The sequence below is a fragment of the Macrococcoides goetzii genome (assembly GCF_002742385.2).
Lineage (GTDB): Bacteria > Bacillota > Bacilli > Staphylococcales > Staphylococcaceae > Macrococcoides > Macrococcoides goetzii.
Window position 1 is genome coordinate 21,778 of sequence record NZ_MJBI02000013.1, and the last position, 11,435, is coordinate 33,212.

The 11,435-nt window shown below is 37.4% G+C and carries 8 protein-coding genes and 1 other annotated feature; all 8 genes read left to right on the forward strand.

Translation table 11 applies throughout. The annotated features are described in order from the left end of the window. Positions 1-74 precede the first annotated feature (74 nt). Positions 75-770, forward strand: a complete 696-nt coding sequence (gene rplA / locus BFS35_RS13220; RefSeq protein WP_099577354.1) for a 50S ribosomal protein L1 — start codon at positions 75-77, stop codon at positions 768-770. Positions 771-817: 47 nt separating this feature from the next. Beyond that, positions 818-944 (forward strand) — a sequence feature (ribosomal protein L10 leader region). A gap of 36 nt (positions 945-980) precedes the next feature. After that, complete coding sequence (rplJ, locus tag BFS35_RS13225; RefSeq protein WP_165958653.1) at positions 981-1,505, forward strand: 50S ribosomal protein L10; 525 nt, start codon at positions 981-983, stop codon at positions 1,503-1,505. 61 nt (positions 1,506-1,566) lie between these two features. After that, on the forward strand, positions 1,567-1,932 hold the full coding sequence (gene rplL, locus BFS35_RS13230) for a 50S ribosomal protein L7/L12 (protein ID WP_407943232.1): 366 nt from the start codon (positions 1,567-1,569) through the stop codon (positions 1,930-1,932). A gap of 112 nt (positions 1,933-2,044) precedes the next feature. Then, complete coding sequence (locus BFS35_RS13235; RefSeq protein WP_099577358.1) at positions 2,045-2,641, forward strand: class I SAM-dependent methyltransferase; 597 nt, start codon at positions 2,045-2,047, stop codon at positions 2,639-2,641. A 191-nt stretch (positions 2,642-2,832) separates the two neighbouring features. After that, entirely contained in the window at positions 2,833-6,375 is a 3,543-nt protein-coding gene (gene rpoB / locus BFS35_RS13240; RefSeq protein ID WP_099577360.1) for a DNA-directed RNA polymerase subunit beta, read from the forward strand. 130 nt (positions 6,376-6,505) lie between these two features. Beyond that, positions 6,506-10,126, forward strand: coding sequence for a DNA-directed RNA polymerase subunit beta' (gene rpoC / locus BFS35_RS13245; protein ID WP_099577361.1), 3,621 nt, complete (start codon positions 6,506-6,508; stop codon positions 10,124-10,126). Between the two features lie 129 nt (positions 10,127-10,255). Further along, entirely contained in the window at positions 10,256-10,444 is a 189-nt protein-coding gene (locus BFS35_RS13250) for a hypothetical protein (RefSeq protein WP_099577363.1), read from the forward strand. A gap of 321 nt (positions 10,445-10,765) precedes the next feature. Continuing rightward, a partial coding sequence (locus BFS35_RS13255) for a carboxypeptidase-like regulatory domain-containing protein (RefSeq protein WP_147329927.1) occupies positions 10,766-11,435 on the forward strand: 670 nt, incomplete at its 3' end.

Consider the following 11,435-nt stretch of genomic DNA (forward strand, 5'->3'; position numbering starts at 1 on the left):
CTGCTCTTGCACTGTTATAGACAGTGCCCGTGGGAGGACATTCCGCTAAAACCACTATAAGGAGGAAATAAGAAATGGCTAAAAAAGGTAAAAAATATCAAGAAGCCGCTCAAAAAGTTGATAACACTAAATTCTACTCTGTAGAAGAAGCTATCAAACTTGCGCAAGAAACAAGCACAGTAAACTTTGACGCTTCTGTTGAAGTTGCATTCCGTTTAGGAATCGATGTACGTAAAAATGACCAACAAATCCGTGGGGCAGTTGTATTACCAAACGGAACTGGTAAAACGCAACGTGTATTAGTATTCGCTAAAGGTGAAAAATTAAAAGAAGCTGAAGCTGCAGGCGCTGACTATGTTGGCGATGCTGAATACATCAACAAGATCAACCAAGGTTGGTTCGAATTCGATGTAATCGTAGCAACTCCAGACATGATGGGTGAAGTTGGTAAACTTGGACGTGTCTTAGGACCTAAAGGTTTAATGCCAAACCCTAAAACTGGTACTGTAACGATGGACGTAACAAAAGCTGTTCAGGAGATCAAAGCTGGTAAAGTAGAATACCGTGCTGAGAAATCTGGTATCGTGCACGCTTCAATCGGTAAAGTATCATTTGATACTGCTAAATTAGTTGAAAACTTTAACACTTTAAAAGATGTTTTAGCTAAAGCTAAACCAGCATCATCAAAAGGTACTTACTTCAAAACTGTTTCTGTAACTTCTACTATGGGCCCTGGTATCAAAGTTGACCCAACAGAAGTTAGAAACTAATTTTAAAAAACAAATTGACAAGATTCAAATTTCACGATATAGTGTAATTTGTATTTTATAAATAACCTAAGACAGTAGGGGCGTATGCTTAATAATCCTACCGAGGTGAAATTTGACTTGATGAACTTTCAAGCACTTTTTACCATGGGTGAAAAGTGCTTTTTTAATACTTTATTAGAAAAGCACGAAAATCTTAATGGAGGTGTCATAATGAGTACAAAAGCTATCGAAATCAAACAACAAAAAGCTGATTTGATCACTGAACAATTAAAAAATTCAGTATCAACTATCATCGTTGACTATCGTGGTTTAACTGTTGCGCAAGTAACTGAACTACGTAAACAACTTCGTGAAGCTGGTGTGGAATTCCACGTTTACAAAAATACTTTAGTACGTCGTTCAGCAGAAGCTGCTGGTATCGAAGGACTTGAAGAATTTTTAACTGGACCAAACGCTATTGCATTCTCTAACGAAGAAGTTGTTGCGCCAGCAAAAATTCTCGCTGACTTCGCAAAAGAAAACGAAAAGTTAGAAATCAAAGCCGGTGTTATTGAAGGTAAAGTGACTAGCGCTGATGATATCAAAGCTATCGCATCATTACCATCAAAAGAAGGACTTATCTCAATGGTTCTTTCAGTATTACAAGCTCCAATGCGTAACTTCGCATATGCAGTTAAAGCTGTTGGAGAACAAAAAGAAGGCGGAGAAGAAGCTGCTCCTGCTGAAGAAGCATAATTCACTTAGCCAAAGACAATTAGTATCATAAAAAACTTAAATTAAATGGAGGAATACAATCATGTCAAACGAAAAAATTATCGAAATGATTAAAGAAATGTCAGTTTTAGAATTAAACGATTTAGTTAAAGCTATCGAAGAAGAATTCGGTGTTACTGCTGCTGCTCCTGTAGCTGCTGCTGGTGCTGCTGGTGGCGAAGGTGCTGCTGCAGAAAAAACTGAATTCGACGTAGAATTAGTATCTGCTGGATCTTCAAAAATTAAAGTTGTTAAAGCTGTTAAAGAAGCTACTGGTTTAGGATTAAAAGACGCTAAAGACTTAGTTGATGGCGCTCCTAAAGTAGTTAAAGAAGGCGTATCTAAAGACGAAGCTGAAGAATTAAAAGCTAAATTAGAAGAAGCTGGAGCAACTGTAGAAGTTAAATAATTTCTCTTTTGTCCGAAACCCGTTATGTATATAACGGGTTTTTCTTGCTTTATATTGGTATAATTTCAACTGAGTGCGCATTGCGCTGAGTTGAAATAAGTGAGGTGTTAAGGTGAGTCATTATTATAGTGAAGAACAAACGGTAGAAAGCAATGAAAGTATCATCAGCTTTAATATGGGGAATCACAGTTTGAAGCTTACGACGGATAGTGGTGTATTTTCGAAAGGTGGCGTTGATTTCGGATCTAACTTACTCGTCAAAACTTTTTTAGAAGATACACGTCCTGCTCGAGTACTTGATGTCGGATGTGGATATGGCACGATGGGCTTAATGGTGGCAAAGCATTATCCGGAATCAACAGTACATATGGTAGATGTGAACGAACGCGCATTATCTTTATCTGAAAGAAATAGTAATGCTAACAATATTCATAACACAACAATCTATAAGAGTGATGGATTAAATGAAGTAACAGAACGTTTTGATGCAGTGATTACAAACCCACCAATTCGTGCGGGCAAAGACGTTGTACATCGCATATTAGAAGATAGTGCGAAAGTGCTTGATAAAGACGGTGCGCTATACGTTGTCATCCAAAAGAAACAAGGTATGCCATCAGCTAAAAAGAAGATGGAAGACGTTTTTGGTAATGTTGCAGTTCTGAAGAAAGATAAAGGTTACTATATATTAAAGAGTGTAAAAGGTTGACCTTATACATTCCGTCTGTTATAGTAATAGAATGTAAAAATTTAAATGAATAAGTGTGCACTTTTCTATCTAATTTTAGGAGAAATGAGTTTAAAATAAAATGTGAAAATGGAGTTATGTGATTCCGTTTTCTTTTTGTCTTATTCCTCTGTTTAGGTAAAAGGCACCACAATTTTTGAGGGGTGAATCTGTTGACAGGTCAACTTATCCAATACGGAAGGCATCGTCAGCGTAGAAGTTACGCAAGAATTTCCGAGATTTTAGAATTACCTAACTTAATAGAGATTCAAACAAAATCTTATGAATGGTTCTTAGAAGAAGGTTTAATCGAGATGTTTAGAGACATTTCACCAATTGAAGACTTCACTGGAAATCTTTCATTAGAATTTGTTGATTACAAATTAGGTGAGCCAAAGTACGATTTAGATGAAGCAAAGAACCGTGATGCTACTTACTCAGCGCCACTTCGAGTAAAGGTACGATTAATTATTAAAGAAACAGGCGAAGTGAAAGAACAAGAAGTCTTTATGGGTGATTTCCCATTAATGACTGATACAGGTACGTTTGTCATCAATGGTGCAGAACGTGTTATCGTATCTCAGTTAGTTCGTTCACCATCTGTATACTTCAATGATAAAGTCGACAAGAATGGTAAAGTGAGCTTTGGAGCGACTGTTATCCCTAACCGTGGTGCGTGGCTTGAATATGAAACTGATGCGAAAGATGTAGTATTCGTTCGTATTGACCGTACACGTAAATTACCGATCACTGTACTTTTACGTGCATTAGGATTCTCAAGTGACCAGGAAATCATTGATTTATTAGGTGACAACGAGTATTTACGTAACGCATTAGACAAAGATAATACTGAGTCAACTGAAGCTGCATTACTTGAAATTTATGAACGTTTACGTCCAGGTGAACCACCTACAGTTGAGAATGCGAAGAGTCTATTATACTCTCGTTTCTTCGACCCAAAACGCTATGATTTAGCAAGCGTTGGACGTTATAAAATGAATAAAAAGTTACATTTAAAACACCGTTTATTCAATCAAACGTTAGCTGAGCCAATCGTTGATGTAGAAACAGGTGAAATCGTAGCTGAAGAAGGTACACTTTTAGATCGTCGTAATTTAGATCAAATTTTAGATGTACTTGAAAACAACGCCAACCAAAAAGTATTCACTTTAGAGAATGGTTTATTAGACGAGCCGATTGAAATTCAATCTGTTAAAGTTTATGTTCCTGGAGATGAAGAAAAACGTACGACAACAATTATCGGTAATGCATTCCCAGATGAAGAAGTGAAGTGTATCACACCTGCTGATATTTTATCTTCTGTAAGTTATTTCTTTAACTTATTAGCTGGAGTAGGTTTCACTGATGATATCGATCACTTAGGTAATCGTCGTTTACGTTCAGTTGGTGAATTATTACAAAACCAATTCCGTATCGGTTTAAGTCGTATGGAGCGTGTTGTACGCGAACGTATGAGTTTACAAGATACTGAATCTGTAACGCCTCAACAATTAATCAATATCCGTCCAGTCATTGCATCTATTAAAGAATTCTTTGGTAGTTCACAATTATCTCAGTTCATGGACCAGGCAAACCCATTAGCTGAGCTTACACATAAACGTCGTTTATCTGCATTAGGACCTGGTGGTTTAACAAGAGAACGCGCAGGTATGGAAGTACGTGACGTTCACTACTCTCACTATGGCCGTATGTGTCCGATTGAAACGCCGGAGGGACCAAACATCGGGCTAATCAACTCACTTTCAAGTTATGCACGTGTCAATGAATTTGGTTTCATTGAAACACCATACAGAAAAGTTGATATTGAAACAAATACTGTTACATCACAAATTGACTATTTAACAGCTGACGAAGAAGATGCTTATGTTGTTGCCCAAGCGAACTCACGCTTAGACGATAATGGTAAGTTCTTAGATGACGAAGTTGTTTGTCGTTTCCGTGGTGATAATACTGTAATGGCACGTGAACGCATGGATTACATGGACGTTTCACCGAAACAGGTTGTTTCTGCTGCCACAGCTTGTATCCCATTCTTAGAAAACGATGACTCGAACCGTGCCTTAATGGGTGCGAACATGCAACGTCAAGCAGTGCCGTTAATGAATCCTGAAGCACCATTTGTTGGTACGGGTATGGAACACGTAGCAGCACGTGATTCTGGTGCTGCAGTAGTAGCGAAATATAAAGGTCGTGTAGAGCACGTTGAAGCTCGTCAGATTAAAGTTCGCCGTATTGTTGAAGAAGGCGGAAAAGAAATCGAAACAGATTTAGATGTATACAAATTAGCGAAATTCGCACGTTCAAACTCTGGTACTTGTTACAACCAACGTCCAATCGTTGAAGCTGGTGACATCGTAACGAAAGGTGAAATCTTAGCAGATGGTCCTTCTATGGAACTTGGTGAGATGGCACTTGGACGTAACGTAGTTGTTGGATTTATGACTTGGGATGGTTATAACTATGAGGATGCTGTAATCATGAGCGAACGTCTTGTGAAAGACGACGTATATACTTCTATCCATATTGAAGAATATGAATCAGAAGCGCGTGATACGAAGCTTGGACCTGAAGAGATTACAAGAGATATTCCTAACGTATCTGATAATGCACTTAAAAACTTAGATGATCGTGGTATCATTTTCGTTGGTGCTGAAGTACGTGATGGTGACATCTTAGTTGGTAAAGTAACGCCTAAAGGGGTTACTGAATTAACGGCTGAAGAACGTTTATTACATGCAATCTTCGGTGAAAAAGCGCGTGAAGTACGTGATACTTCATTACGTGTACCACACGGTGCTGATGGTATCGTATTAGACGTTAAAGTCTTTAATCGTGAAGATGGCGACGAGTTACCACCAGGCGTTAACCAATTAGTACGTGTTTACATCGTTCAAAAACGTAAAATTCATGTTGGGGATAAAATGTGTGGACGTCACGGAAATAAAGGGGTTATCTCACGTATCTTACCAGAAGAAGATATGCCATTTATGCCTGATGGAACACCGATTGATATCATGTTAAACCCACTTGGGGTACCTTCTCGTATGAACATCGGACAAGTATTAGAGTTACACTTAGGTATGGCTGCTAAAAACTTAGGTCTGCATGTTGCGTCTCCAGTATTTGATGGAGCAAACGATGAAGATGTTTGGTCAACAATCGAAGAAGCTGGTATGGCACGTGACGGTAAAACTGTACTTTACGATGGACGTACTGGTGAACCATTCGATAACCGTGTATCAGTTGGTGTAATGTACATGCTTAAATTAGCCCACATGGTTGATGATAAGTTACATGCACGTTCAACTGGACCTTACTCACTTGTTACACAACAACCACTTGGTGGTAAAGCACAATTTGGTGGACAACGTTTTGGTGAGATGGAAGTATGGGCACTTGAAGCTTACGGTGCGGCATATACTTTACAAGAAATCTTAACGTACAAATCAGATGATACTGTTGGTCGTGTGAAAACTTACGAAGCAATCGTTAAAGGTGAAAATATTCCACGTCCAGGTGTTCCGGAATCATTCCGCGTATTGATGAAAGAGTTACAAAGTTTAGGGTTAGATGTAAAAGTAATGGATAACAAAGATGAAGAGATTGAAATGCGTGATTTAGAAGATGACGATTTCATCGATTCAAAGATTAACCTTGCAAAAGCACCAACACCAGAAGCTGAGATCACTGAATAATCACTATCTCAAAAGCTAGTCACTTATTTTGTTTAATACATTATGTAAATCAATAAGTGTTTACATGATGGTTAAACAAGTTGAAATATAAATCTTGATAAAATTTTTAATACACTAAGGAGGTAGGGCTTTGATTGATGTAAATAACTTTCATTACATGAAGATAGGTCTCGCTTCACCTGAAAAAATCCGTTCTTGGAGTTTTGGTGAAGTTAAAAAGCCAGAAACAATTAACTACCGTACATTAAAACCTGAAAGAGATGGTTTATTCTGTGAGAAAATTTTCGGTCCAACAAAAGACTGGGAATGTAGCTGTGGTAAATATAAACGTGTACGTTACAAAGGTATGGTCTGTGACCGTTGTGGCGTCGAAGTAACAAAATCAAAAGTACGTCGTGAACGTATGGGTCATATTGAATTAGCTGCACCTGTATCACACATTTGGTATTTCAAAGGAATTCCTTCTCGTATGGGATTACTTTTAGATATGTCTCCGCGTTCTTTAGAAGAAGTTATCTACTTTGCTTCTTACGCTGTAATTGATCCTGGGCCAACTGGATTAGAGAAAAAATCATTATTATCTGAAAGAGAATACCGTGAGTATTACGATAAGTTCCCTGGGCAATTTACTGCTAAGATGGGTGCTGAAGCGATTAAAGATTTATTGATGGACATCGATTTAGATGGTGAATTAAAATCTTTACGTGAAGAATTAGAAACAGCAACAGGACAACGTTTAACAAGAGCTATCAAACGTTTAGAAGTTGTTGAATCATTCCGTAACTCTGGTAATGATCCTTCATGGATGATTTTAGATGTATTACCAATCATTCCACCTGAAATTCGTCCGATGGTTCAATTAGATGGTGGACGTTTCGCTACATCTGATTTAAACGATTTATATCGTCGTGTTATTAACCGTAACAACCGTTTAAAACGTTTATTAGATTTAGGTGCGCCTGGTATCATCGTACAAAATGAAAAACGTATGTTACAAGAAGCGGTTGATGCTTTAATTGATAATGGTCGTCGTGGCCGTCCAGTTACTGGACCTGGTAACCGCCCATTAAAATCTTTATCTCATATGTTAAAAGGGAAACAAGGTCGTTTCCGTCAAAACTTACTTGGTAAACGTGTAGACTACTCTGGTCGTTCGGTTATCGTAGTAGGTCCAAACTTAAAAATGTATCAATGTGGTCTTCCAAAAGAAATGGCACTTGAATTATTCAAACCATTTGTTATGAAAGAACTTGTTGAACGTGAAATTGCGACAAACATTAAGAACGCTAAAGGTAAAATTGAGCGTATGGAACCAGAAATCTGGGACGTTTTAGAAGACGTTATTCGTGAACACCCAGTTCTGTTAAACCGTGCACCAACACTTCACCGTTTAGGTATCCAGGCTTTCGAACCGACATTAGTTGAAGGTCGTGCGATTCGATTACATCCACTTGTAACGACTGCATACAATGCCGATTTCGATGGTGACCAAATGGCCGTTCACGTACCTTTATCTAAAGAAGCGCAAGCTGAAGCGCGTATGTTAATGTTAGCTGCACAAAATATCTTAAACCCTAAAGATGGTAAACCAGTTGTTACACCATCTCAGGATATGGTATTAGGTAACTACTACTTAACATTAGAGCGTTTAGGTACGATTGGGGAAGGTAGAATCTTTAAAGATGCGAATGAAGTTATTATGGCTTATGTCAATGGATATGTTCATCTACATGCGCGTATTGCCGTTCAAGCTGGATCATTTAACAATCCAACGTTTACTGACAAACAAAACAACCAATTGTTAATCACCTCTGTCGGTAAAGTAATCTTTAATGAAATTATGCCTGAATCATTCCCGTTCATTAACGAACCAACTTTATCAAACTTAGAAACAGTAACACCTGATAAATATTTCATCGATGCAACTGAATTAACTGAAGAAGGATTATTAAAATACTTAAACGAGCAACCACTTGTTAAACCATTTAATAAGAAATTCTTAGGTCAAATCATTGCTGAAGTGTTCAATAGATTCCATATTACTGATACTTCTATGATGTTAGACAGAATGAAAGATTTAGGATTTAAATATTCTTCACGTGCTGGTATTACAGTAGGTGTATCTGACATCGTGGTATTACCAGATAAACAAGATATCATCGGTTTAGCAGAAGAAAAAGTAGATAGAGTAACGAAACAGTTCACACGTGGTTTAATTACTGAAAGTGAACGTTACGCAGCTGTTATTGAGATTTGGACGAAAGCTAAAGATGACATTCAAGCAAAATTAATGAACTCTTTAGATGACTTGAACCCAATCTTCATGATGAGTGACTCTGGTGCCCGTGGTAACGCGTCTAACTTTACGCAGTTAGCAGGTATGCGTGGACTGATGGCCAACCCGGCTGGACGTATCATTGAGTTACCAATCAAATCTTCATTCCGTGAAGGTTTAACAGTATTAGAATACTTTATCTCTACGCATGGTGCGCGTAAAGGTCTTGCCGATACAGCACTTAAAACAGCCGATTCAGGTTACTTAACACGTCGTCTAGTTGACGTTGCTCAAGACGTTATCGTACGTGAACCTGATTGTGGTACTGACCGTGGATTACTTGTTTCAGCGATCCGTGAAGGTTCAGAACTTATTGAACCATTCATTGAACGTTTAGAAGGACGTTATTCTCGTGAAACAGTAAGACACCCAGAAACAAAAGAAATTCTTGTTAAAGTGAACGAATTGATTACACCTGAAATCGCGAAACAAATCGTGGATGCAGGTATCGAAGAAATGCATATCCGTTCAGCATTTACATGTAACTCACGTCACGGGGTTTGTGAAAAATGTTACGGTAAAAACTTAGCAACAGGTGAAAAAGTAGAAGTTGGGGAAGCAGTTGGTACAATCGCTGCCCAATCTATCGGTGAACCTGGTACTCAGTTAACGATGCGTACATTCCATACAGGTGGGGTTGCCGGTGCCGATATTACACAAGGTTTACCTCGTATCCAGGAGTTATTCGAAGCGCGTAATCCGAAAGGTCAAGCTGTAATCTCTGAGATTAACGGTGAGATTATCGAATTAAACGTAGTAAAAGATCGTATGCAGGAAATTAAAGTTAAAGGTGAAAACGAAGTACGTACGTACTTAGCACCTGGTACTGCAAGACTTAAAGTAGAAGTTGGTCAAAAAATCGCGCGTGGTGAAGTAATGACTGAAGGTTCTATCGAGCCTAAACAATTATTAGCAGTTGCGGGCCTTAATGCGACACAAAGCTACTTATTAAAAGAAGTTCAAAAAGTATACCGTATGCAAGGGGTAGAAATCTCAGATAAACACGTTGAGGTAATGGTACGTCAAATGTTACGTAAAGTTCGTATTATCGAAGCAGGAGACACGAAATTATTACCAGGTGCATTAGTTGATATTCATACATTTACTGATGCTAACCGTGAAGTGTTTAAAGCGAGAAAACACCCAGCAACAGCGAAACCTGTATTGCTTGGTATTACGAAAGCATCACTTGAAACAGAAAGTTTCTTATCTGCAGCATCGTTCCAGGAAACAACACGTGTGTTAACTGATGCAGCGATCAAAGGTAAACGTGATGACTTATTAGGACTTAAAGAAAACGTTATTATCGGTAAGTTAATACCAGCTGGTACAGGTATGAGACGTTATAGTGGCGTTGAATACGAAAAAGATGCACCAGCATTAGAGCAAGATGAAGTAGTAGTAACTGAAAATTAATAAATTTTACACCCAAATATTAATATTTGGGTGTTTTTTATGTCACTAAACGTTCACAATCACAAAACAGATAATTTATTAGAAATTGGTGTATGATAGTTAAACTGAATATAATAAAGGAGGGTAAATATGAATATTAAAATGAAAGAACTCATCGTAATGGTATTAGGATTAGTTGAAATTATTGCCGGATTTGCATTATATGAAGAATCGCAATTAGGTGGCGTTACATTTATATTATTAGGCTTTGCATTCTTAGCGATTATGTTTATCATGGAACGAAAAGATTACGAAAGTAAACATTATAATTTGAAATAAAATTTACAAAAAACAGCATATCACTATAAATAACAACAAAAACCTAAGAAAATAAATATTCTTAGGCTATTATATTGTGAAATAATTTTGTGTAGTGTAAAATTATAGACTAACTGCAAGGAAAAAGGAGACATGATTTTAAAAAATGTCTCCTTTTATTTTGGAGTCAATAAATGAATTATATTAAAATACATTATATAATTAAAAGTAATGTTTAAAAAAGATAGATTAAAAAAATCCAAATTAATTAAAAGGGATTTCTGCAATTTAATATATGAAGTTGGCCATATATTAAATTGTAGAAAATAGGAATAAAAATTTATGAAGAATAATAAAAATTTTAAGAAAATATCTTTTGCAATTACTTCGAGTATATTAGGAACTGTCGGTTTATTGAATCAATCTGTTGTAACACACGCAGCTGAATTACAAAATATCGAACAACAAGTTACACAACAACACGCATTTTATTTACAGGAATCCTCACTGAGATTTTTAGAGGGTATTATATATTATGATGGAGATAACGATGGGCAATGGGATTCTCGTTTAGGTAATATCAACATTGAACTTATCGGAATAGATGGGACTACTTATAGAGGTTCTACAAATAGTGAAGGTTATTTTTATTTTGTAGGAATGAACCCAGGCGATTATGAATTACGCATGTTTGTACCTACAGTTGATCAATCAGGAATGGAAACTATAGAAACTGCAAGTACTACTGTATTAGTTGATCGTAATATTGTTAACAGAGTGAAAGTGACAGTTACGAAGCTACCAGACGATCCAACGACCGAAGCACCGACAACCGAAACACCATCAACGGAAGAAACAACGACCGAAGCACCGACAACCGAAACACCATCAACGGAAGAAACAACGACCGAAGCACCAACAACAGCAGAACCGACAACCGAAACGCCATCGACGGAAGAAACAACAACCGAAGCGCCAACAACAGCCGAGCCAACAACCGAAACACCATCGA